At 36.4% G+C, this 22,805-nt stretch carries 24 protein-coding genes; 19 read left to right on the top strand and 5 right to left on the bottom strand.

Going from position 1 to position 22,805, the window contains the following annotated elements:
* Positions 1-18 precede the first annotated feature (18 nt).
* The 3 genes from CHB68_RS08025 (at position 19) to CHB68_RS08015 (ending at position 2,383) form a co-directional block, all read left to right on the top strand.
* Positions 19-741, top strand: a complete 723-nt coding sequence (locus tag CHB68_RS08025; protein ID WP_089260325.1) for a carboxymuconolactone decarboxylase family protein — start codon at positions 19-21, stop codon at positions 739-741.
* A gap of 10 nt (positions 742-751) precedes the next feature.
* Positions 752-1,216 carry a cupin domain-containing protein gene (locus CHB68_RS08020; protein WP_089260324.1) on the top strand — a complete coding sequence of 155 codons (465 nt, stop codon included), beginning with the start codon at positions 752-754 and terminating at the stop codon, positions 1,214-1,216.
* Between the two features lie 138 nt (positions 1,217-1,354).
* Positions 1,355-2,383 (top strand): leishmanolysin-related zinc metalloendopeptidase, encoded by a 1,029-nt coding sequence (locus tag CHB68_RS08015; protein WP_089260323.1) that lies wholly within the window; start codon positions 1,355-1,357, stop codon positions 2,381-2,383.
* Between the two features lie 232 nt (positions 2,384-2,615).
* Here the strand turns inward: CHB68_RS08015 and CHB68_RS08010 are convergent, their stop codons facing one another.
* On the bottom strand, positions 2,616-2,990 hold the full coding sequence (locus CHB68_RS08010; RefSeq protein ID WP_089260322.1) for a response regulator: 375 nt from the start codon (positions 2,988-2,990) through the stop codon (positions 2,616-2,618).
* Positions 2,991-3,514: 524 nt separating this feature from the next.
* On the opposite strand from CHB68_RS08010, the gene CHB68_RS08005 reads away from it, so the two are divergent.
* From CHB68_RS08005 to CHB68_RS07995, 4 genes are all read left to right on the top strand, one after another.
* Positions 3,515-4,963 carry a peroxidase family protein gene (locus CHB68_RS08005; RefSeq protein WP_089260321.1) on the top strand — a complete coding sequence of 483 codons (1,449 nt, stop codon included), beginning with the start codon at positions 3,515-3,517 and terminating at the stop codon, positions 4,961-4,963.
* Between the two features lie 279 nt (positions 4,964-5,242).
* Positions 5,243-5,842, top strand: a complete 600-nt coding sequence (locus CHB68_RS08000) for a DUF6642 family protein (protein WP_089260320.1) — start codon at positions 5,243-5,245, stop codon at positions 5,840-5,842.
* A 221-nt stretch (positions 5,843-6,063) separates the two neighbouring features.
* Entirely contained in the window at positions 6,064-6,228 is a 165-nt protein-coding gene (locus CHB68_RS18425) for a Lacal_2735 family protein (RefSeq protein ID WP_143815181.1), read from the top strand.
* A 39-nt stretch (positions 6,229-6,267) separates the two neighbouring features.
* The gene (locus CHB68_RS07995; RefSeq protein WP_089260319.1) at positions 6,268-6,621 is read left to right on the top strand and encodes a DoxX family protein; all 354 of its coding nucleotides are present in this window, start codon (positions 6,268-6,270) and stop codon (positions 6,619-6,621) included.
* Between the two features lie 5 nt (positions 6,622-6,626).
* On the opposite strand, the gene CHB68_RS07990 is transcribed toward CHB68_RS07995, so the two are convergent.
* On the bottom strand, positions 6,627-6,989 hold the full coding sequence (locus CHB68_RS07990) for a DoxX family protein (protein WP_089260318.1): 363 nt from the start codon (positions 6,987-6,989) through the stop codon (positions 6,627-6,629).
* A 96-nt stretch (positions 6,990-7,085) separates the two neighbouring features.
* On the opposite strand from CHB68_RS07990, the gene CHB68_RS07985 reads away from it, so the two are divergent.
* The 3 genes from CHB68_RS07985 to CHB68_RS07970 all read left to right on the top strand — a co-directional run bounded on the left by CHB68_RS07985 (position 7,086) and on the right by CHB68_RS07970 (position 10,332).
* On the top strand, positions 7,086-8,339 hold the full coding sequence (locus CHB68_RS07985) for an NAD(P)/FAD-dependent oxidoreductase (protein ID WP_089260317.1): 1,254 nt from the start codon (positions 7,086-7,088) through the stop codon (positions 8,337-8,339).
* A 171-nt stretch (positions 8,340-8,510) separates the two neighbouring features.
* Positions 8,511-9,011: a hypothetical protein gene (locus CHB68_RS07980; protein ID WP_089260316.1), complete on the top strand. Its 501-nt coding sequence runs from the start codon at positions 8,511-8,513 to the stop codon at positions 9,009-9,011.
* A 523-nt stretch (positions 9,012-9,534) separates the two neighbouring features.
* A complete protein-coding gene (locus CHB68_RS07970; protein ID WP_089260314.1) occupies positions 9,535-10,332 on the top strand; it encodes a DUF4440 domain-containing protein in 798 nt (265 codons plus the stop codon).
* A 323-nt stretch (positions 10,333-10,655) separates the two neighbouring features.
* Here the strand turns inward: CHB68_RS07970 and CHB68_RS07965 are convergent, their stop codons facing one another.
* From CHB68_RS07965 to CHB68_RS07955, 3 genes are all read right to left on the bottom strand, one after another.
* On the bottom strand, positions 10,656-11,519 hold the full coding sequence (locus CHB68_RS07965) for an HNH endonuclease (RefSeq protein WP_089260313.1): 864 nt from the start codon (positions 11,517-11,519) through the stop codon (positions 10,656-10,658).
* Between the two features lies 1 nt (position 11,520).
* The gene (locus tag CHB68_RS07960; protein WP_089260312.1) at positions 11,521-12,720 is read right to left on the bottom strand and encodes a DNA cytosine methyltransferase; all 1,200 of its coding nucleotides are present in this window, start codon (positions 12,718-12,720) and stop codon (positions 11,521-11,523) included.
* A gap of 142 nt (positions 12,721-12,862) precedes the next feature.
* On the bottom strand, positions 12,863-13,462 hold the full coding sequence (locus tag CHB68_RS07955) for a LexA family protein (protein WP_218822491.1): 600 nt from the start codon (positions 13,460-13,462) through the stop codon (positions 12,863-12,865).
* Between the two features lie 109 nt (positions 13,463-13,571).
* Here CHB68_RS07955 and CHB68_RS18780 point away from each other — a divergent pair, with 109 nt between their 5' ends.
* The 9 genes from CHB68_RS18780 to CHB68_RS07920 all read left to right on the top strand — a co-directional run bounded on the left by CHB68_RS18780 (position 13,572) and on the right by CHB68_RS07920 (position 21,581).
* Positions 13,572-13,706 (top strand): hypothetical protein, encoded by a 135-nt coding sequence (locus CHB68_RS18780; protein ID WP_262494231.1) that lies wholly within the window; start codon positions 13,572-13,574, stop codon positions 13,704-13,706.
* A gap of 110 nt (positions 13,707-13,816) precedes the next feature.
* A complete protein-coding gene (locus CHB68_RS18775; protein ID WP_262494230.1) occupies positions 13,817-13,945 on the top strand; it encodes a hypothetical protein in 129 nt (42 codons plus the stop codon).
* 1,063 nt (positions 13,946-15,008) lie between these two features.
* Entirely contained in the window at positions 15,009-15,581 is a 573-nt protein-coding gene (locus tag CHB68_RS07950) for a Crp/Fnr family transcriptional regulator (RefSeq protein WP_089260310.1), read from the top strand.
* A 118-nt stretch (positions 15,582-15,699) separates the two neighbouring features.
* On the top strand, positions 15,700-16,182 hold the full coding sequence (locus CHB68_RS07945) for a cupin domain-containing protein (protein ID WP_089260309.1): 483 nt from the start codon (positions 15,700-15,702) through the stop codon (positions 16,180-16,182).
* A gap of 33 nt (positions 16,183-16,215) precedes the next feature.
* Complete coding sequence (locus tag CHB68_RS07940; protein ID WP_089260308.1) at positions 16,216-17,313, top strand: L-dopachrome tautomerase-related protein; 1,098 nt, start codon at positions 16,216-16,218, stop codon at positions 17,311-17,313.
* Positions 17,314-17,445: 132 nt separating this feature from the next.
* On the top strand, positions 17,446-18,384 hold the full coding sequence (locus CHB68_RS07935) for a cyclase family protein (RefSeq protein WP_089260307.1): 939 nt from the start codon (positions 17,446-17,448) through the stop codon (positions 18,382-18,384).
* Positions 18,385-18,409: 25 nt separating this feature from the next.
* Positions 18,410-19,618 carry an MFS transporter gene (locus CHB68_RS07930; RefSeq protein WP_027067511.1) on the top strand — a complete coding sequence of 403 codons (1,209 nt, stop codon included), beginning with the start codon at positions 18,410-18,412 and terminating at the stop codon, positions 19,616-19,618.
* A gap of 7 nt (positions 19,619-19,625) precedes the next feature.
* Positions 19,626-20,567, top strand: a complete 942-nt coding sequence (locus CHB68_RS07925) for an aldo/keto reductase (RefSeq protein WP_317043809.1) — start codon at positions 19,626-19,628, stop codon at positions 20,565-20,567.
* Positions 20,568-20,621: 54 nt separating this feature from the next.
* Positions 20,622-21,581, top strand: a complete 960-nt coding sequence (locus CHB68_RS07920; RefSeq protein WP_089260306.1) for a TIGR03571 family LLM class oxidoreductase — start codon at positions 20,622-20,624, stop codon at positions 21,579-21,581.
* Positions 21,582-22,805 lie beyond the last annotated feature (1,224 nt).

Genomic DNA, 22,805 nt, shown 5'->3' with positions numbered 1-22,805 from the left:
AATAGTTACTCAAAAAGTATGAAAACAAGATTTATGTTTTGTTTGCTAATAGTTTTTGTTAATCTCTTAAGAGCACAACATATAAGTACTCCTGATTATTCTTTAACTTTGCAGCACGAAAGCATTATCAAAATTGCAAGCTATACAGCGCAAGGTGATTTAGAGGATTTAAAGATTGCCCTTCATGATGGGCTGGATAATAAACTCACCGTTAACCAAATTAAAGAGCTGTTGGTACATGTGTACGCTTATGCGGGTTTTCCAAGAAGTATTCGAGGTTTACAGACTTTTTTACAGGTGCTTGATGACCGTAAAGAAGAGGGTGTTATTGATGAAAGGGGAGCAGAGGCAACCCCCGTTACCGATCCACGGGATAAATATGACCGTGGAAAGGAAATATTGGAAACCTTGGTAGGCCGATCATTGGACGGTCCAAAACCTGCCTATCAAGAATTCTCACCGGAGATGGATCGTTTCTTAAAGGAACATTTATTTGCCGATATTTTTGAGCGCGATGTGCTTAGCCATAAACAACGAGAATTGGTGACCATATCGGTCATTGCAAGTTTGGGAACCTTAGAGCCCATGTTAAAAAGCCATTTAAATCTTTCGTTAAATGTAGGATGGCAGCCCGAGCAATTGCGGGAGTTCACCAAAGTACTAGATGGAACTACGACAGCCAAGAATGCAAAGGCAGCAAAAATGGTACTTCAAGAAGTACTTCATAATCGAACAGAATAAAACGGAAGCGATGAAAAGTAAAATCTTATATCGGACATTGTTGATTCTAGTTCTGTTTATTGGTTGTAATGAATCAACAGAAATTCATAAGGATGCTACCTTGTTTTCCAAAGGCGAAATAATAACCAATGAAAATTTTACGGGCACCGCGTGGTTAAATATGTTGGCCGGCCCAGATAGTTTAAATACCATGTATGCCGGCTTGGTTACTTTTGAACCTGGGGCAAGGACCAATTGGCATTCGCATCCAGCGGGGCAAATTCTTATTGCTACCAAAGGAAAGGGCTATTATCAAGAAGAAGGAAAAGACAAACGAATTATGCTTCAAGGCGAAACCATAAAATGCCTGCCCAACATAAAACATTGGCATGGGGCTAGCCAAAATTCCGAATTTGCTCATATCGCCATATCGGACCGGGAAAAAGGACCTGCCCAGTGGTTTCAACCCGTTACTGCTGCGGAATATATGCCTTAATTATTTTATTCTTATATACTCCTTTTTTCAATTTCCCCCTACCTATTGTAGTTTTTAATTAAATATTTTAAATTTAACAATAACTCCATTTTAGTTATAAAACTGTTTAATTATTAACCACTAACACTTTATTTTTTTATGAAGAACACTATTAAAAGTTCCCTAAAATTCATTGGTTGCAGTATGGTCTTTGGGTCCCTATTGCTAACATCTTGTAGTCATGAAACTGGTACCAATGAAATATTGGAACCAACCGATTCTCAAGAATTTGACTTTTCCTTAAGGACACCTTCCAGTGACCTTATTATTATTGATGATTTAGGCACGGATGCTCTTAAAACAACCGAGGCTCCAGGGGTAGACCGTGGTAGGTTCAATATCACCTTAAGTTACTTATTGCCTCCAACTCCCAGACAACAGGAAGTTTTTGAAGCTGCCGCTGCGCGTTGGGAAAGAATCATAATTAAGGACGAGCCCTCATTTACAGGCACGCTACCTTCAGCCTTTGAGGGTTTACCACCGTTGGTAGATGAAGGTGTTGTAGATGACATTATTATTGAAGTGGTCCTAGCACCAATTGATGGTTCCGGTGGAATTCTAGGTCAAGCAGGTCCTCAATTTGTACGTAGCGATGATTTCTTGACCTTGTCAGGCGTTATGTTCTTTGATGTGGCCGATTTGGATTTTTTGGAAGAGCTTGATTTGTTCGAAGAGGTTATCGTTCATGAAATGGGCCACGTTTTGGGCATAGGAACACTCTGGAATACAGTACCCATTGGATTTGACAGAACATTACGAGGCGGGGATGATAGCAACCCCTACTTTTTAGGTAAAAAAGCAAATGTATTTTGGAATGCCGAAGGAGGTACATTGGAATTGCCCGTAGAGGGTGATTTTGGACCTGGCACTGCATTGGGACATTGGGATGAGGAAGTATTGAACAATGAGCTCATGACAGGTTTTCTTAATTTGGGCGAAAATCCATTAAGTAGAATTACAGCCGGTTCTATGAAAGATTTAGGTTATGGCGCAGCCTCTGTTGGCGAATCTTACGATCTACCAAAAGGTTCTCCTGGTGTTGCGGCAAAATCCAATCCTACTGGCTTACACATTGGTTCTATGGAAACCTTATTACAACCCATAGGTATCGTAAATATGAAAAAGTAAGTTTAGACCACTTTTTAATTGTTGGTCTTGATTAGATAAAAGATCAAAAATTTTACAAAAAGAGCTTGTAGCATTCAATTCCTACAAGCTCTTTTTTATATCGCATAAATAATTAAAACTAAAGTCTTAAAAACATACTTTCATAATGTTTTCCTATATTTCTAAAACATACGCACAAAGACGCTGCTAATGAAATCGCTTTAAAACAGTATAATAAGGTGTAATCCGAGTATTAAGCACTTCTCTTACCATAAATCCTGTCATACACCAAATCGATGGACTTAAAAAATGCCTGCTTGGAGAAGGGTTTGGCAATAAAGTCAACGCACCCCAGCTCCCTGGCAATTACCTCAAAATCCAATTTGGTAGAGCTAGATATGAACGGTAAGCGATTTCCGTACATCTCTAAAAAGGAAAAACCGTTCATTCCCGGCATTTCAATATCTGCCATCACCACCTGTGGCTTGGCAATCTGTATATGTATCCATGCATCATAGGAATCTTCAAAAGTAAGTACACCGCCTACCAAAGGGTGTGCGCTGGCCAGTTTCTCTGCAAGGGATAGCCATAATGGGGAATCATCAACAATAACTAATTCAAGCTTCATAAAAATAGAATACGATTTTTCAAAGGCGAAAATTACCGCATACTTCAATTTTGGAAAATAATTTCGGATGAATAGCCTGAAAGTTCTTTATAAACTAACGCTCAGTACCTAAGCACGGCTCAATGACATTTTTCTTCGGTCAATAACCAGGTCCAAATTGGGGTTAGACCAATGTAGGCTTACATGGATTCTCTACAAATTCCTACAAAAAAAGTGCAATTCCTACAAGATAACTATCAACATGCACAAAATTATAACTTCCTAATAATTAAGTAATTACATTTATACAACCAATTTCCTCTCATTTATAACATTTTCCCGACACTGATCGGATTATCCAAGTAGGTACTATTCCTGCAGCAGATATAATGATCATCCGCCTCGTAGTGCTTTCTAATTAAAAGCACCTGAGCGCTATATGTTTATTGTCGGTTAGATTTTTTATCCAGCCCCCCTTACATAGTATTAATGCAACAACAGCCCTTACAGGCATTATTATAAACTAATCCTTTAAATAAGCAGTTATGAACAACAATCATGGACAACACAGTTTTTATGGCAAGAATATGCTATGCACGCTTAAATCCTACCAAATTGAATCTATAGGTAGGTTTGGAAGAATGTTCCGGGAAGTTTCGCCCTTATATATCAATCCGCTCGAGCTTAATAAATTGGGTGCACCCGGTGGACCAATGGAAGGGACCTCACCGGCACAATTGACCAGTGATGTACCATTGGGAATGATATTTTTTGGCCAGTTTATTGACCATGACATTACGTTTGACACACAATCCAATTTTAGCAGTATCAACAATCCGCTACAAATAGAAAATACCCGAACGGCCAATTTGGACCTGGACTGTATTTTTGGTGGCGGACCGGAGGACGAACCGTTTCTATACGATAAACCCAACGGTAGGGGGCTTTACCTATTAACCGGAAAAAGCAACCAAAATCAAGGTCAAGCGGCCAAATTGGAAAAGCATGACCTCCCCCGTACCGGTACCGAAACTGCTATAATCGGTGATCCTAGAAATGATGAAAACCGGGTAATATCCCAATTTCAGTTGGCCATGATCCGCTTTTACAATGCAAACTATGATGCTATTAAAAACGCGGATCCCCATAAGAGTGCGGTTGAAATTTACGAAGAGGCACGTGAGCTAGTCATGTACCATTATCAATGGATTGTAGTGAACGAATTTTTGCCCTTGTTATGTGGTTCCAAAATTGTGGGCGATATCCTGGGATCGGGACGTAAGTTTTACAAACCGTGCAACCAACCTTTTATACCTATAGAATTCTCGGTCGCTGCATATAGATTTGGCCACTCCATGATCAACCAGGCACTTAAGTTACAGCCTAGCGGGCCTGTCCATAGTATTTTTTCGCCCCAATTTGGTAGGGGCTTCGAGAAGATAAAGAATGAGGCACAGGTTATCCATTGGGAAACCTTGTTTGATTTTGATGGTACCTATCAACGTGCGGAAAAACTGGATACCAAACTAGCCGCAATCTTATTGGATTTACCTTTTATACAGTCCGCAAACCCTGCAGATAGGTCGCTTGCCACCCGAAACCTGAGAAGGGGACAGAGCTTTTTATTGCCTTCCGGGGAAACCATTGCCGAGTGTATGCAACGAGATACCGCAGAAATCAACGATATCAAAAATTTAATCCGTAACCTGGCACAGACCCATGATATTAATTTGGACAGCGGTACGCCTTTATGGTTCTATATCTTGGCAGAGGCCGAAGAAATAGGTAGAATTGATAGCGCTGGCAGCAAACCTGGCGAAGGGCTGGGACCTGTAGGTGCAACCATCGTTGCCGAAACCATTATTGGTCTTTTGGAAATGGACGAAGCTTCATACTTGGGCAGCAATAGGGATTGGTCCCCAACCTTAGGCACCAATGGTGTTTTTACCATGAAAGACCTTTTAAACATGGCCAACACCGCCATTGATCTATAATCAAGATTTGCAGCTCATTATTGAACTGTTATTATATAATTTTAGCACTAAGAAAATAGGATCACATAAGTGCACTTCTTACAGTCTCTGTATACAATAATCGGTTAATAGCTGAAGGGTATACAGGGACTTTTTATTAAATCTATCATGTTGGTATGCTATAGTTTTTAGTCATTAGGTAGGAAGAAAAGTAAGGTGTTTGAAACAGATTTTTATGCAAAATCGCTAAAAAGACAAAAAGAGTTACAGTAATTTTGTGGTTCAATTAATTACAGAATCTTGCTAGAGAAAAGACACCAATTACCCCAAGAACAATTTACGGATGAAGAAAATTTCATTTATTGTTTGGAAGGCGTTCAAGATATAGAAACCGACAAGGTTACCGAAGCTCAAAAAAGTTTGACGCAACTGGCCATGAAATATGGCATAGCAAGTATTTATAAAACATGCGACACTATTGAAGGACTTGAGGATAGCCTGAACGCGCTGGTTTTGGATGACCATAATTTTAAGGACTATGAAATCATTTATTTGGTCATGGCCGGTGAAGCCAATAGTATCTGCCTAAACGATTACTATTATACGCTACAAGAAATTGCTGAGCTATTTGAAGGTCGATTAAAAGGAAAGATTCTACATTTCTCCAATGCCAAAATTTTGGATTTGGACGAGGAGGAAGCACAATACTTCTTGGATATCACCAATGCCAAAGCTATTTCTGGTTATGGTAATGCATACAACGGAGTAAGTAGTGCCAACCTAGATGAGGCATTCTTCAACTTATTTAAAGAAGATGATAATATGTTCGATGTAGTCGAAGAGCTACACCAAAGGCATTACAATGTCTGTAAATTGTTAGATTTTAGGTTGTATTATTAAAAGTGAACCGTTTAGGGTAAAGTTTGATCATCCTATTTTTTTAATAATACGCAGGAACCTGGTTTGTAATCCAACCCTAACCTTTAGTGCGTTTTAGCACAATTGAGTTAACCCTAATTTAAAGATTGTTTATTTTGTTTAATTATAATGATATATAATTAAACATTTTGTATTTTTGATGTATACTTTGCAGAGGTTTATTCATCAGAAATATGAAAACTATGTTCGGAATATTTAAAATGAAGTCGGAAAAAGAAAAATTGCAATCTCAATATGAAAAGTTATTGAAAGAAGCGCATACCTTGTCCACTACAAACAGAAAAATGAGTGATCAAAAAACGTTTGAAGCCGATGAAATAATGAAAAAAATAGAACTACTTGATTAATTAGTTGTTTTTATATAGAACAACTCCAATCCATTGTTAATGATCTTTTTGAACATAGCCATTTTAATATCGAGCATAGGTTTCCTGTACTATGGATTTGAATGTTTATTTTCCCAAAAAATGAATGATGAGTTTATTCGGTTTGGCTTAAGTAAACAAAGAGTTATAACGGCATATCTTCAGCTTACCGGAGCATTAGGTTTAATTTTTGGATTTTTTATGTCACCCTTATTAGTCCTAATTTCTGCCGCAGGACTATCGCTCCTAATGCTTTTGGGCTTTGGGGTCAGAATAAAGATAAACGATAGTATTTCAGCGTCTTTGCCTTCGCTAGTTCTTGCGCTAATAAATCTATTTATAGCGTATCGTTATTACCAACAATATATTTTGTAATACTGCTACAAAAAGACAATTAACAGGCATAATGTTAAAAACAAGGCTGCAGGAAAAGATTTGAACAAAGGGTCTTGAATCTTAAGATGCATAACTATAGAACCCAACAATAAAGCAGCCAACCCTAAAGCAGCAGGTTGTGTTAATTTAGGCACCCAAATACCTACCATTAGCAAAATTGCAAGGGTTACCTTTAGAAACCCAACGATATAGCACATCGTTTCAGAAAGCCCATAGACCTTGAATTCTTCAATAATCGTTTTGGCATTTCCGCCACGCCATTTCGTTTCTTTTTTATACTGTATTAGCCAAACATTGAGTATGCTTAGTCCAACTATTAATTGACAAGCAATAAGAAAATAATTCATATTAAAGTAGTTTTGTTTTAAAGGTCACTATTAACCTTCTTTCAAATATACTATTTTTGTTTATTTTTATTTAAAATTAGTTAAACAAAATAAATCGTGAACAAACAGGACTATAGAATACATATCGTTGGCGCCGGAATTAGTGGATTAATAGCTGCCATTGTATTGGAACAAAACGGATTTTCTCCCATAATACTTGAAGCAACCGAAAGGGCAGGAGGTAGGGTCAAGACGGATATTATCAATGGATATCAATTAGACCACGGGTTTCAAGTGCTGCTTACCGCTTATCCTACCGCTCAGAAATATCTCAATTTCAATGCTTTGGAGCTACAACGCTTTTTACCTGGCGCGGTTATTTTTAAGAATAGGAAACAACACATTATAGGTGACCCGCTTAGAGATATAAGTCTCATATTCTCAACGCTTTTTGCAAATATTGGTACCGTTTCCGACAAACTGAAAATTTTACTATTAAACACAACACTTAAAAATAAATCCCTTTCAGAAATTTTTGCAACAAAGGAAGAAACCACCCTTACCTACTTAAAGAATTTTGGCTTTTCAGCAGGTATGATACATGACTTTTTTAAACCGTTCTTTGGCGGTATTTTTCTTGAAGACCAGCTAGAAACATCCAGTAGAATGTTCCTATTTGTCTATAAAATGTTCGGTGAAGGTGATGCTGCCGTGCCTAAAGGAGGAATGGAAGAAATTCCCAAACAATTGGTCCGTCGGTTAAAAAACACTTCTATACAATATAATACCGCCGTAACTTCCGTTAGCGAAAAAGAAATACTACTTGCTAACGGTACTACGTTAGAAAGCGATTTTACGATCGTTGCTACAGCACCTAGTCAACTCATTGGAAATCTAAAGAACCAAGCTACGGAATGGCATGGTTGCGATACCCTTTATTTTGAAACCGATAACAGAAAAATCAATAAAAAATTAGTGGGACTTCTTCCAGAAACGGATTCGATGATCAATACTATTTTTTATCCTTCAAGTCTTGAAACTAAGGTAAGCGGAGCTAAGGAATTACTTTCGGTAACGGTAATCAACAATAAAGGATTATCTGGAAAAGAGCTTATAAATGGCGTTCAACAAGAATTAAGTACCTATTGTGGCATAACTTCATGTACCTTCTTAAAACATTACCATATTCCCATGTCCTTACCAAAACTGAGCGAAGTACAATATGAAGTACCACCTTCTGAAACACGATTGACCGAGACTATTTATTTGGCCGGGGATGTACAGTTAAACGGCTCTTTAAATGCCGCAATGCTAGCTGGCGAAAGTGCTGCGCTAGGCGTGCTGGAAAACCTAGAAGGTGTATTCAAATAGTTTACGGCCTTAAACTTTAAAATTGTTCCATTCAACATCGCCCTAAATTCCTTTGGTTTGTAAACCTGATGTGGAAATAGGTAGCACAACGTATTTGTAAATAAAATCTACCCAATAGCGGGTATTGTATACGACCCTGTTCAAAAGTAGTTTTGGCTTAAAAGCAGTCGTATGAAATTAAAAATTCTGATTGCCATATTCGTGTTGGCACTTACAACACAATGTTCGCTCATAGAAATAGAACATGAAGAAGACCTGATTGTACAAATAAAAGGGAAGTGGAAATTAACATCCATCACCTTTGATGGAAGACAGAATATTATACCTTGTGACAAAACTACCTATTCTGAATTTACGCTGGACCCGTACGATGACAAGGACTTTAATTTTGATTATTCGGGTGATTATATAGGTACCGCCTATTTCTATACCGAGGCATTGGAAAGCTGTAGTCCCGAAACTTTTGTAGGTAGTTGGGATTGGGACGATGAAGAAGTAACGTTAATCTTAAACATTACGGGAACATCTTCTGGTACTGTTTACACCAACGAATTCAATATCGCTTACAGATATATGGAAGGCAGCGATAGTGTTGTGGATACCATCTATCTTACCTTTAAAAACGAGGATGAAGATTTTGAACGGGTATACTTATATGAAAAAGAAGAGTAAAGTTTTGATTTTATGTTTTTTTTAGGTCGAAGTTCAGAAACCATTGCAGTCTGAAAATAATTTATTTATCAAACAGATAGTATAAACTACCTGCATACGGTCCGCAGAAAAATAATTCTTAACGTTATAAATAATATGAGAACTATTGGCAACAGCTACATTTAAGCTATGACTAATCTAAAATTAGGGTTAACTTTTTGATATTTTATATAACGTATGATTATGATACATTTTTGTATCATTTTGTTCCGCGTAATGTAACTTGAGATTTGGTTGCGGCATAAAAATAAAGATTGAGAATCTTATTTTTTGAACGAGATGGTGCGTTGGCAAAGTTGTAACCATCTTTTTTGGATTTCTTTCTAAAAGTTTTCTTTTCATAAGGTAATGGTACTTTATTTATCCGAAACAATTGAGTAGGGCAATGTGTGTGGAATGGTATTTTAAGTTCCAATGTTTCATCGTGTCTGTAACAATAATAAACTACATTCATCTTTAGAAGGAATTAACTTAATAGATATTCATGAAAAATAAATCCGCTTCTAAGACAACACTTCTCTTATTAATCGCAATTTTCTTGTTTAAAAGCGGTAATTCCCAAGTAGAACCTTCATCAGAATTATACCAGAACATAAAAAAAATAGATAGTATCCTTTTTGAGAATGGTTTCAATAAGTGTGTGCTTTCCGATATGGAAGATTACATAAGTGAAGATCTTGAGTTTTATCACGACCAAAGTGGACCAAGCACTACCAAGAAAGATTTTTTTAAGGCGCTTCAGCAAAATATTTGCTCAAACCCAAATATGAAACCCATTCGTAAATTAATTGAAAGTAGTGTAGAGGTATACCCTCTATACAATAATGGGGTTTTATATGGAGCCATTCAAAACGGTTTACATGAGTTTTATATAAAAGAAATAAATAAAGAGGTATATCTAACCAGCGCAGCTACATTCACTCATCTTTATATCCTTAAAAATGAAACTTGGCAATTGAAACGTGTATTGAGCTATAACCACAAACAACCAAAACAAGAAATCCGTGAACATACAGCAATTTCATTGGCAGATAACATACTAGCGGAATATGTTGGCGAATATAAAAGTACAACCACAAGTGTAAGTATTTCAAAAAAAGAAAACGCTCTACAAATGGTTTCCGGTGAAATGCAGTTGATTATTCAACCTATGTCACAAAATCTGTTTTTTAGCACCGAAGCGCCACTAACCTTTGAATTTATTAAAAATGCTGAAGCTAAGATTATAAAGATGGTCGTTCGCGAGAACGGACAAGTTGTTGAAGAAATTGAAAGAATTTAGTTACTCACCAGCTTTATTTTTAATAGTATTCCAAAAAATATTACTATAACTTATCGCTATTTTATATAACGTCTGATTATGATACATTTTTGTATCATAATGTCTTGCATTATGGCACTTTGCTTGGGTAAAGCAAAGTAATTGAGACTTCACTTTCTTTAAATTTTTCTTCTAAAAAGTTTCTTCTCTAAAGGTAAAGAAATCGAAAAGCAATTTCGCTTTGAGATTCATGAATACCTTTAAAAAATAATAAACAAGGAATGAATAAACACTTATTATGCGAGCCGACGGTAGGAGGGGAGTGTAATGTGTGTGGAATGGGTTTAGTCATCAATCTTTAAACTGTTGTAATATTGCGCTATGTCATCTAAGGAATAGCTTTTTATCAATCTTGGGCGAATTGAATAAATAGTTTCAATTAGTTCTAACTTATGGTCTGTTACCGCATGATGAATTCCTCTGTGGCAATTCGGACATAGCGAAACTATATTATCCAAATTATCTAAGGGATAATCGAAAGAAGTTTGAAACTTTATCGGAATAAAATGATGAGCTTCTACGTAAGGCTTTCTCGTTCTTTGAGCAATAAATGTTTCGTGGGATTTGTCAATTTCACAAGTATAACTTGTTATATCAAAACGCATTATCGCCAATCTAGGGTCTCTGTAAAATCTTGTTCTACCACTTAAAGTTTGCGTGATTATCTTACCTTTTGGGTCTATATCAATTGCAGATGCTTCGGGAATAGTATTTTCGATTATTTCTTGATATTCCAAATCTTCGAAATCAATCTGTCCTAATGTTCTCCATGCAGGTTCATCAATTGAACCTATAACAATTCGATTATCCAAGTTTATGTAAATAAACCAAATATCCCCGCCCTTTGGTTTGAATCCGCTCCGTGAGGATAGATAAAGCCTGAGTTCAGGTTTATCAGGTTTTGGATAGACTAGATTTAACGAGATGGAATCGAAATTTGGATACAACAGGAATTCCTTACTAGCCAAATCTGGATTGCTTCCGACATTTCCGACTTGAATATTTTCATTGCCAAAATATTCCACTACCATTCCAGCCTCGCTATCTGTAAGCGTTATTTGGGAATCATAATTTTCTCTTTCCGTAACCCGCGAATAGGCTCCGTTACGAGAGCTAAAAAAATCTTTATGGAAATCTTTAAAATCCAAACTACCGTAATATTTTATTTTTCTCTAAAGTTTCAACAATCTTCTTTGCTATACTTTCGACTACGGGCACAGCAACAGAGTTGCCAAATTGTCTATAAGAAGCAGCATTACTTGAAGGAAGAATATAACTTTCAGGGAAACCTTGTAATCTTGCACATTCTCTTGGGGTAAGTTTTCTTGGGTTTAATCCCTCTTGCGGAACTAAACATTCCTTACCATCTTTTCCATATCTAGCAACTATAGTATTTGAAGGCTTTTCGAGATTCGCTGTGAAAGCTGTAAAACCTGTACCTCTTTCTAAATTGCGCTTTGTACGCCTTTGATGCCCTGCCCAAAGTTTATCTGAAATAGTGTATTCTTTAGATGGATTATCTTCAAGTATTGATTTTAATTTTAGTGGTTCCCCTTCAAAATTTGGGAACTCAAAGTCTATAGAGGAATCTTTAAAGCATACCATATAAAATCTTTCACGTTTTTGAGGTACAACGGATTTAGAATTTATGACTTTACTAAAAAAAGAATATCCCAGGTTTTCTATTACTGACTTTACAGTATCATATGTGTTTCCACCATCATGACGCTTGAAGTTCTTGACATTTTCCAAGAATATAACTTCTGGCTTTTTAACTGACACGATTCGCATTATATCAAAGAATAGATTTCCTTTAACCTTATCTTCAAAACCATGTGATTTACCTAATGAATTTCTAGAAGAAACGCCAGCTAAACTAAAAGGTTGACATGGAAATCCACCTGTTAAAATTGTATGGTCAGGAATCAACAAATCTAACTCCGAATCACTAATTTGTTCTCCTGTAAACTCCCTTATATCTCCAAAAGGTACTTCTCCAAAATTTGATTCGTAAGTTCTTTTAGCGGAATTATCAATCTCGGATGAAAAGACACATTTACCTATTTGACTTTGTAATGCTAATCTAAAGCCGCCAATTCCGGCGAATAGGTCGATGAAAGTAAACTTCTCGTCTTTAGGAGGAGGAAATGGAACATCCCACTTTATTGGAATAATTGTTTGGAAGTTAGGCTCTTCAACCCTGTTTTCTATGAAACCCAATGCTTTGTTCTCATAGGCGCATGAGGCTTGATTACTTTGCATGTAATGAGTTATATATGCATGTTCGTTTGTGAAATTCTTGTCAAAACCAAACTTCAAATCGACTTTTAAGGATGAGTAATTCTTCATTTATAGGTTCAAGTACTTGGTTACAATATTAAAAAGAATTTGAAATGATATAACTTGAAAGGAACTTTATTATCAACAAAGTTATCCCAAATACAATTGGGAATCATTACAAATCATTGGTTTAGGAATCGGTTAATAGTCTTTAAATGTTATTCTTTAGAATACTTCTTACTATTCCTTCAATCTTAAAATCCTCAGCAGATATGAATGGAGGATAAGCGGTATTAAATGAATGCAAGATGTTGACAGTGTCTTTTCTATATAGTTGTTTAATTAAAGCCTTTTCCTCATTTACACAGACTACAATATCTCCATCGTTTGCAAGGGTTGTTTTCTCTCCAATAATAAAATCTCCGGAAGAAATTCGGGGTTCCATGGAATCTCCTTTAGCAACAACAATAAAGGCCTTTTCAGTTGGAAATTTTAAAATTCTAGAAGCAATGGGTATCCTGTCAATAGGACTACCGTCCAAAATAGTGCCATTTGGACCACATTCGGCAAGGCCATATTGATTAATATATGTTATGGGTTTCTCGGGGTCTTCTAAAATTTGATAATCCCTTGGATTAGATGGATTTCTTTTTAAAAATCCTTTTTTCTCCAATTGTTTAACATGATGGTGAACAACACTTGTTGATGCAACATCCAACTCTTCCATTAGCTCAAACATGGTTAATGGGTCATCTATACTTTCTCGTAAAATATGGATTAACTTTTCTTGATTAGGGTGTAACTTCTTCATCGTAGCTAAAGTAATTAACATTTATGAGAACTTATAAACATATTCTATTTTTTATTCTACGAATTTTTATATTCGTTCGATAATTCATTCTAAACTTAAATATAATATCATGGCTAGAACTAGCAAAAGAGGTAGAAGTGCAAAAACAGGTCAATTTGTGACTATTGAAGAGGCAAAAAGAAGACCTGCAACCACAGTGATTGAAACCCTAAAAGTTGGGCCGACGAAGAAAAGAAGAAAATAATGGCCAAAATATACAGGACTTGAAATCATCGCAAAGGAAAATGGCAGGGAAGGAGTTGATTTTATTGTAAAAGCCCAAACGGTCGACAAACTGAGGTATTTCTGCAACCAATGGATTTGATTGCACAACAAAGCTACAGAGTGCCAAAAGAAAAGTTAGGTGAACACAGAGAAAACCTTTGGGTAGCATTAATAGGTTTTATTCCTGATAAAGAGCCTTTGGTATTCTTAATTCCTTAAAACCCTTGTAAAACCTGATAATTTCGTCTTTTTTGAGATTAACGTCGGTATACATACATATCTGTCAAATTGGGAAATAAAGCTCATTACGAAGGGTATGGAGAAGTTAGGTGAGTATATTATCCACAATCAAATAGAGAATTTCAAATAACTAGCACATCTCCACAGTATGTCAAATAGACTTCAAGGAAAAGTTTGTTTGGAAGGAAAAGTTTGCTTGGAACGAAGAGGGTAGCAAGTGTTTAGAAATTTATGCTCTGCTAAATTTTAAACTTTTGCGACAGGTTGACGGGAAGTTTCTGAAAAATTTATTGACGGACGATTCCTCGTAAATCGTTTATTTGAAAATAGCTAAAAGGTTTTGCTTTTTTTGGCGCTGGCCAAGCTGCTGGGAATTGCGTATAAAATAAAATGCCTGAGCATTTTGATTTTATGAAAGCAATTTGCAGTTGGCCGAGCGGCAATTTTACATAACGACTAATTATAGATACAGCCCAAAGGTTTCTCGTTGGGGGTTTCTAAGAATTTGAAATTCTCTAAAAAGTTTTTTCTGTGTAGAAATATTGAAGTTACGTGAATTAAAAAAGTTGATGACCCTGTTGGTAATTCTCTTAAAAGCTATAAACGTGAGGGATATTTTACATAATAGAATTATAGCTACTTATAATTTCAACATTCAAGTAAAACGGTTTTGACATAATATCTGACGATATGAACCTAAAGGCGTCATATCTGATATTATATCAAATGCAAGCATGCGCCGTTTTACGACATACACCAATCTGGTCTATAATGTTCCGCGTTATGTAACTTGAGCTTTGGTTAAAAGCGAAAGTTATTTTCTAAAGCTTTCTTTATTTTTTTCTTTCTAAAAATTTTCTTCTCAAAAGGTAATGCAACACTTATTAACTGACCGACGATAGGAGGGAGGGCAATGTGTGTGGAATGAAAATGTAATTTTAATGACTGTGTAAAGTAAATTTATGCTCTTTAACTGGTTGTCTATCTAATATAAAATGCAACAATAAATAACATTTCAAATAAAGAAAAGTATTTTTGTTTTATGGAAGACAAGTTACAGTTACTAAGACAACATTTTGAGGAAATCGTTTCTTTAACTGATGAAGAGTGGAACTTTGTACAATCACACTTTGAATTTAAAAGTCTTAAAAAACACCAATTTTTAATACAAGTTGGGCAGCCTGTAGACTTTGAATATTGGATTATCAAAGGTTTGGTAAAAGCATATTCCATAGACGAAAAAGGCAAAGAACACATTCTTCAATTTGCTATGGAAGACTATTGGGTGAGCGACCATTGTGCTTTTCAACATCAAGAACCGGGAACCATTTTTGTGGACTGCCTTGAAGATTCCGAGTTTTTCTGTTTATCCCTAGAGAACAGGGAAAAGATTTGCTTTGAAGTACCTGCGGTTGCCAATTTTTTCAGAATTAAATCCAACCACGGTTATATCAATCTGCAACAAAGAATCCTTTCATTGCTTACTATGACCGTGGAAAGCAGGTATGAGTACCTATTAAACAAACTTCCAAAATTGATTCAACGCGTTCCTAAAAAATTAATCGCTTCTTATTTAGGCGTATCCAGAGAGACTTTAAGTCGTTTTAACAGCTAAAAGTGACCTAAATCACTTTTCAAGATTGATATACATCACAAAAAATCCGTGATGTATGTCCTCGCACACATCTTGGTTTTCATAGAATTTTGTATCGAACAATTAAATACAATGTACTATGAAAACTACAAGAACACTTTTTCTATTATTTACAGTAATTGCCATAGGCTTTAACACCTATGCGCAAGAAGATAAGAGACCGTTAATGGGTAACTCCTACGGTATTATCAATATTGATGAATATATAACGCTACTACCTAAAAGTCATAATGGTATCATCAAAGACATCAGATTAATAGACCGTGAACACGCAGGCGTTAGAATTTTCAGGCTGTATGACGAAGTGCCTATGCACTACCACGCAAAATCTGATGCCTACCTCTACATTTTAAATGGCAAAGCAGAATTTTATGTTGCTGATAAAGGGCCTGTTGTTGCAGGAAAAGGCGACTTACTTTTTTGGGGTAAAGGTACAGCGCACGGAAACGGAAAAATTATAGAAGGTCCGTTAGACGTGCTCGTTTTTGATGCCTTAGCCAGAGACCCAAGCGATGTTATCTGGGTAGATCCATCAACACAAAAGAAATTTTTAGGCAACTAATCAAATCATATTCACTTTTTAAAAACAATAACGATGAAAACAGTAACAACTATAAAAACAGTCTTGTTCGCACTTGTAATGAATTTTACACTATCAGCACAAGCACAATTAGAAACGATAGCAACATTTCCAGAATCAAGACCAGGAAATATAACCGTCTCTAACGACGGAAGAATATTTGTAACAATGAGTGCCTTAAGTGCTTCAAAATATATGGTGAAAGAAATTTTGCCAAATGGAGAAGCCATTCCGTTTGGTGATAAAGAATGGATTGTAAAACCAGAAAACGGAAGTATAAAAGGTATCAATTCAACCATCGGAATTCAAGCAGATGCTAACGGAATTCTTTGGGTTTTGGATATGGGTAATGTGAAACAAAATCAGGTTCCAAAATTGGTTGGTTTTGATTTGGTTACCGGTAATGTAACAAAAGTTTTTCCTATCCCGAATACGGTATTATCAACAAAACCTTTTTTACAGGATTTTGTGATTGATGTGAAAAACAACACTGCGGTAATTGCAGATATGACCGATGCTTTAAATCCGCCAATTGCACCAGCTTTTGTAGTAATAAACTTAGAAACGGGTTATATAAGACGAGTTCTGGAAGGGAATGCTTCGTTTTTGTCGGCAGATGAACCAGTGAAAATTCACGGAAGATTGGTCTCTCATAAAAGAAAAGATGGTACTACCATACAGCCAAGATATCCTTTAAATCCAATTTCTATAGATGACGAAAACAAGTATATCTACTATGGTGCAATGGGGAATACCAAAATTTACCGTATTCCATCTGCTGTTTTAGCGGATGAAAGTAAACAAGATAGCGACCTTAATAAGTACATCGAGTTTTATGCCAACAAACCAAAATCTGACGGATTTAAAGTGGGTGCAAACGGTAAAGTATATGTCACCGATGTTGAAAATTCAGCCATTGTAGAAAGCACGCCTTCTGGAATGAAAACCATTGCGCAATCTAAAAAAGACCTGTCTTGGCCCGATGGTGTTGCCATACACGGAAACTACTTGTATATCGTAGCAAATCAGCTTCATAATCTGCCTTTGTTAAATGAAGGGAAAGATGCTAGTAAACCTCCATACTTGGTGTTAAAAATGAAGCTTCAAGATTAAATAAAATTAATAATAAGGTGATGTATGAGCAGTATTAAATGTGACATACATCACTTTAAAATGGTGATGTACATCCTCGCACACACTTGGCTTTAATCGGAAATTTGTATCAGAAATTAAAAATATAATAAAATGAAAACAATAGTAAATACTTTAAAAACAATGGCGTTAGCAGCTACACTTTTTACTGCTTTAAGTACAAACGCACAACAAGTACCAACGTCACCTTATGGAGCAGACGATGAAATTGGTGCACTTAATCTTTTAAATGAAGAAACGGTTTTAGATGCCGTAAAATTGGTTAAAAAAGGAAAAGTATACCGCTTAGGAATGGTGGTAAATGCAGAAACCGCAGCTTTCCGTCACAGATACTTTCATATTGAAACTTTACAACCAGAAACTGCCGCTGCAGGTTCTAATAAATTCACCTACGTAGATGATCAATTGATTGGTTGGACAGGTGTTGGATCTCAAATAAACGGATTGGCACATTACGGTAGAGACAATGTGCATTATAACGGACATAAAGTTGAAGATTTTTTAACCGTTTCTGGTGTAAAAAAATTAGGGCTAGAAAAATTACCTCCAATTGTTACTAGAGGTGTTGTGCTAGATATGCGCTCATACTACAATCAAGATATTGTAAAAGAAGGTACTGTTTTTACAGTTGAAGACATTGAAAAAGTAGCCAAAAAACAAGGCATTGAAATCCGTAAAGGAGATGTGGTTCTGTTTTATACAGGATGGACCAAATTAATGGGTAAAGATGACAAACGTTACCTAGCTGGCGGACCTGGTATTGGTACGGAAGCTGCACATTACTTAGGTAAAAAAGGAATTGTAGCAGCAGGCGCAGACAACTGGTCTTTTGAGGCTTTACCACACGAAAACAGCGCACTTTCTTTCCCTGTAAATCAAATGATGGCAACCGAGTACGGTGTACAAGTATTGGAAAACATTCTTGTAGATGAATTGGTAGAAGATAAAGTTTGGGAATTCCTTTTTGTATTGGGTCATCCTTTATATGAAGGCTCTACGCAAGTACAAATAAACCCTGTCGCCATTAAATAACAGTTACAAAAAACAATTAGAAATTATGGAAACATCAACAATACATAGAGATACTACGGTAGCCAAAAAGAAGAGTCTACCAGCCGCATTATGGGCATTGACCATAAGTGCATTTGCCATAGGAACAACGGAATTTGTAATTGTAGGTTTATTATCTACCGTTGCAAACGACCTGGGCACATCATTAACATCAGCAGGATTATTAGTTAGTCTGTACGCTATTGGTGTTGCCATTGGTGCTCCCATATTAACTGCATTAACAGGTAAAATTCCTAGAAAACAATTATTAATGGGAATTATGTTGCTTTTCATTGTTGGTAACGGATTGGCAGCTATCTCACCAAGTTTTGAGTTGTTGCTATTATCAAGAGTGGTAACAGGTTTTGCGCATGGTGTATTTTTCTCTATCGGGTCTACCATTGCAGCTAGTTTAGTGCCAAAAGATAAAAGGGCAACTGCCATTTCTATAATGTTTGCAGGTCTTACTGTAGCTATTGTAACCGGTGTGCCTTTAGGAACATATATCGGTCAGAATTTTGGATGGAGAGCAACTTTTATTGGTGTAGCCCTTTTAGGATTAGTAGGTGCAATAGCTAGTTTAGCTTTGGTGCCTAAAAACATCAAACAATCAGCGCCATTACGTCTTATAGACCAATTAAAAGTGATTAAGAATCCGTCTATTTTATTGGTATTAGCCATTACCGCATTTGGTTATGGTGGTACGTTTGTCACTTTTACTTATCTAACACCGTTATTAGAAGAGGTTACTGGTTTTTCTTCAGATATGACCAGTATATTCCTTTTAATTTACGGTATTGCCATCGCAATTGGAAATATCATAGGTGGTAAAGTCTCTAACAACAAACCAGGAAAAGCCTTATTGGTAATGTTTGCTTTACAAGCTATAGTGTTGTTTGTATTATACTTCACCGCTTCTAGTCAGATTTTTGCCATCGTAACCCTATTTTTTATGGGAATCCTAGCGTTTTCAAACGTACCGGCATTACAATTATATGTCGTAAAAATGGCTGAAAAATACTTACCAGGAACCGAAGATGTAGCATCTGCCTTGAACATTGCCGCATTTAATGTAGGTATTGCTATTGGCGCTTATGTAGGCGGAATGGTTGTAGAATCGAGCTTAGGTATTGAAGCGACGCCTTGGGTAGGGGGTATACTAGTAATCGTAGGATTCTTGTTGACCCTAGTTTTATTCAAAAAAGAAAAAATATAAATATATAATGATGACTACATTAAAATTTAGAAACAACGACGAAATGCCAATTCTAGGTTTAGGAACATTTAGATCTGAACCAAATGAAGTGTACAATGCTGTACTTTCTGCTATTAAAATTGGATACAGACATATTGATTGTGCTGCGGCTTACGGAAACGAAAAAGAAGTAGGTAATGCCATTGCTGAAGCAATTAAACAAGGCTTAGTTACGCGTGAAGATTTATGGGTGACTTCCAAATTATGGAATGCTTCCCACGGTGAAGAGAATGTGATTCCTGCGTTGCACCAGACTTTAGAAGATTTACAACTAGAGTATCTAGACCTGTATCTTATCCACTGGCCTGTCGCTCTTAAAAAAAGAACGGAAATGCCAGAAAAAGCATCTGATTTTATTCCATTATCAGAAGTACCATTAACCAATACTTGGAAAGGGATGGAAGCTACTTTAGAACAAGGACTTGCAAAGCATATTGGCGTGAGTAATTTCAATGAAAATCAGCTTAAAGAAGTATTAGCGACTGCAGTGCATCAACCAGAGATGAATCAAGTAGAAATGCATCCGTTTTTACAGCAAGAAGCATTACAATCATTCTGCGTAAAAAACGATATTCTGCTCACCGCTTACGCACCTTTAGGTTCGCTTGTAGATGACAATAGCACTCTGCGTTTGTTAGACAATGACACCATAAAAAACATTGTCAACGCAAGAAATATGTCGCCTGCACAAGTCGCATTGGCATATACAATACAACGAGGCATTGCGGTAATTCCTAAATCTACAAATGAAGTGAGATTACTTCAGAATTTAGAGACGTTAAACCATACGCTTACAGAAGAAGATATGGCTTTGCTGAAGGCTTTAGATAAAGGACACCGTTTTATAGATGGTAAATTTTGGGAAGTTGAAAACGGACCCTACACTGCAGATAGTATCTGGAATGCTTAATCACATTGTTCATCAGGTGTCTTAACGGATACCTGATGAATTTAAACACACACTATGAATCCATTTGATAGACTATACAAGCCAGGTAAAATGACACTTGGCATAGAATTTCCTTTAGATAATGATTGGTCATCAGAAGGAAATCGCAAACGCTTGGAAGACAACAGACCTTTTGGAGTACCCGATATTTCCAATCATTTAGCATTGGCACAACAAATTGACGAAGCAGGATTTGCTGCTTTATGGATACGAGATGTTCCTGTATATGACCCTAATTTTGGCGATGGTGCACAATTGTTCGATACGCTTCCATATTTGGGCTATTTATCTGCCGCTACCAAAAACATTTTGTTAGGTACTGCTGCAATTGTATTACCACTACAGCAGCCTATAAAATTAGCAAAAGCTGCTGCCACCATAGAAAATTTAAGTGATGGTAGACTCTTGTTAGGTTTAGGTTTGGGCGACAGACCTGTGGAGTTCCCAATGTACAATATCGATTATAATAAAAGACCGGAAATCTTTAGAAACAATCTTGATATCATTAAAGAAGCTTGGAAAACTAATAGCGATTTAAAATCTAAGTATGATTTTTTAACTAACGGTATAGAAGTTTATCCTAAACCGAAAAATGACATTCCGCTTGTAATAGCAGGTCATTCCGGACAAAGCATTAATTGGATAGCAAAAAACGCACAAGCTTGGTTTAATTACCCAAGACCGGTTGCCGAAACTTTAGAAAACAGAAAATACTGGTGTAATGCTTTGTATGACGAAGACCAAGCAGCAAAACCCTATATTTCAGCTATACATTTAAACCTGTCTAAAGACGACAACGCGACTTTTATACCACAGCGTTTTGGTGGTACAGTAGGCGTCAACCATCTTACCGAATATTTAAAAGCATATGAAAATGTCGGAGTCAACCATATGGCAATAAACCTTAGAAAATCTGAAACGCCAGTTAGTGAAGCTATTGCTAAAATTAAAGATGTTGTATTAAGGGAGTTTTAGTATTAAAATGAAAACGGCCTAAGAGAATTTTGGTAAAACAGGGCCGAGCGTTAAGAAAAGGTCTAGTAGACCTTTTTAGCGAAGGAGCCAGCCGGCGCGTGGGCCTTTTATCTAAATACTCTATTAAAATGACCAAACAAATAGGGTAGGGGTTTATTAAGAGCTACAATGGATCCTAAAATATAGCGACTGAGTGCCACCGCTCCAGCTGGCTCTTACGCTAAAAATGTACTTTGGGTACATTTTCTTTACGCTTAGCCCTGTTCCAAAATTATCTACGTGACAAAAGAAATTAGCCAGTGGCTGATTACTTTTGGCGGCGGGTTGAAGCGCAGGCATTTTTTTGTTTAGTTCATTCCTTGGTAATTGTTTTCAAAGGTATTCATGAATCTCCTGCGTCGATTTCGCCAGCGCATCCTCTCGCTCAAAGTACACTTTGCCGTATCAAGAAAAAAAGATAAATAAAAACCTTGCTGGTTAGCATGTTGAATTCTATTTGACATAATGTTAGAAGTACCTAAAGAAAAGATAAAACAAGACGGGAGGTTAGCAAGGGCTAAGAATTTTGCTCGCAGAGAAAATTTTAGCTGTTGCGGCTAACTGACGAGAATGTAGTAGAAAAAAATCTTGCAGAGATTTCCTCGAATACACGAATTTTAAACAAACCTAAAAGGCAAGCTTTTAAATGGCGTTGGCAAGTGGCGGGAAATTGTGTTTAAATTTAAAATGCGATTAAGCATTTTAGAATTTAAAAAGCAATCGAGCGCTTGGTAGCGGCTATTTTACATAACGGCAAATTATGAGTACAGACGAAAGGTTTGTCGTGAGGGTTGCGGAATTTCTAAGTTTGGATTACATTTTCTTTTGTGTGCAAAATTTTCTTGTAGCGTAAATTAAACAGGTTGACGACCCTGTTGGTAATTCGCTTAAAAGCTACAAATGTGAGGGATATTTTACATAATAGAATTATGACTTACGTTTTTCATTAAACCTTTACGGTATGTTGGCAGCCGCATCATCTTTCTTGAATATTGCTTCAGCCTTTGGGCTAAACCAATATTACAAAATGTATCATAATGTTCCGCGTTATGTAACTTTGCTTGGGTAAAGCAAAGTAATTGGTACTTCACTTTCTTTAAATTTTTCTTCTAAAAAGTTTCTCTGAAAAGGTAATGAAACACTTATTACTGACCGACGGTAGGAGGGAGGGCAATGTGTGTGTGT

This window comes from Maribacter sedimenticola (assembly GCF_900188415.1).
Lineage (GTDB): Bacteria > Bacteroidota > Bacteroidia > Flavobacteriales > Flavobacteriaceae > Maribacter > Maribacter sedimenticola.
Note: the sequence above shows the minus strand (reverse complement) of the source record. Positions and strands in the feature narration are given on the sequence as shown.

What these genes read in the sequence shown, in the direction of transcription:
- CHB68_RS07920 (WP_089260306.1), top strand. Translation starts at nt 20,622, where the DNA reads ATGAATCCATTTGATAGACTATACAAGCCAGGTAAAATGACACTTGGC.
- CHB68_RS07995 (WP_089260319.1), top strand. Translation starts at nt 6,268, where the DNA reads ATGATCTTTTTGAACATAGCCATTTTAATATCGAGCATAGGTTTCCTG.
- CHB68_RS07970 (WP_089260314.1), top strand. Translation starts at nt 9,535, where the DNA reads ATGAAAAATAAATCCGCTTCTAAGACAACACTTCTCTTATTAATCGCA.
- CHB68_RS07935 (WP_089260307.1), top strand. Translation starts at nt 17,446, where the DNA reads ATGAAAACAATAGTAAATACTTTAAAAACAATGGCGTTAGCAGCTACA.
- CHB68_RS07960 (WP_089260312.1), bottom strand. Translation starts at nt 12,720, where the DNA reads ATGAAGAATTACTCATCCTTAAAAGTCGATTTGAAGTTTGGTTTTGAC.
- CHB68_RS07980 (WP_089260316.1), top strand. Translation starts at nt 8,511, where the DNA reads ATGAAATTAAAAATTCTGATTGCCATATTCGTGTTGGCACTTACAACA.
- CHB68_RS07990 (WP_089260318.1), bottom strand. Translation starts at nt 6,989, where the DNA reads ATGAATTATTTTCTTATTGCTTGTCAATTAATAGTTGGACTAAGCATA.
- CHB68_RS07950 (WP_089260310.1), top strand. Translation starts at nt 15,009, where the DNA reads ATGGAAGACAAGTTACAGTTACTAAGACAACATTTTGAGGAAATCGTT.
- CHB68_RS08025 (WP_089260325.1), top strand. Translation starts at nt 19, where the DNA reads ATGAAAACAAGATTTATGTTTTGTTTGCTAATAGTTTTTGTTAATCTC.
- CHB68_RS18425 (WP_143815181.1), top strand. Translation starts at nt 6,064, where the DNA reads ATGTTCGGAATATTTAAAATGAAGTCGGAAAAAGAAAAATTGCAATCT.
- CHB68_RS07955 (WP_218822491.1), bottom strand. Translation starts at nt 13,462, where the DNA reads ATGAAGAAGTTACACCCTAATCAAGAAAAGTTAATCCATATTTTACGA.
- CHB68_RS08020 (WP_089260324.1), top strand. Translation starts at nt 752, where the DNA reads ATGAAAAGTAAAATCTTATATCGGACATTGTTGATTCTAGTTCTGTTT.
- CHB68_RS18775 (WP_262494230.1), top strand. Translation starts at nt 13,817, where the DNA reads ATGGATTTGATTGCACAACAAAGCTACAGAGTGCCAAAAGAAAAGTTA.
- CHB68_RS08010 (WP_089260322.1), bottom strand. Translation starts at nt 2,990, where the DNA reads ATGAAGCTTGAATTAGTTATTGTTGATGATTCCCCATTATGGCTATCC.
- CHB68_RS07945 (WP_089260309.1), top strand. Translation starts at nt 15,700, where the DNA reads ATGAAAACTACAAGAACACTTTTTCTATTATTTACAGTAATTGCCATA.
- CHB68_RS08015 (WP_089260323.1), top strand. Translation starts at nt 1,355, where the DNA reads ATGAAGAACACTATTAAAAGTTCCCTAAAATTCATTGGTTGCAGTATG.
- CHB68_RS08005 (WP_089260321.1), top strand. Translation starts at nt 3,515, where the DNA reads ATGAACAACAATCATGGACAACACAGTTTTTATGGCAAGAATATGCTA.
- CHB68_RS07925 (WP_317043809.1), top strand. Translation starts at nt 19,626, where the DNA reads ATGATGACTACATTAAAATTTAGAAACAACGACGAAATGCCAATTCTA.
- CHB68_RS18780 (WP_262494231.1), top strand. Translation starts at nt 13,572, where the DNA reads ATGGCTAGAACTAGCAAAAGAGGTAGAAGTGCAAAAACAGGTCAATTT.
- CHB68_RS07940 (WP_089260308.1), top strand. Translation starts at nt 16,216, where the DNA reads ATGAAAACAGTAACAACTATAAAAACAGTCTTGTTCGCACTTGTAATG.
- CHB68_RS07930 (WP_027067511.1), top strand. Translation starts at nt 18,410, where the DNA reads ATGGAAACATCAACAATACATAGAGATACTACGGTAGCCAAAAAGAAG.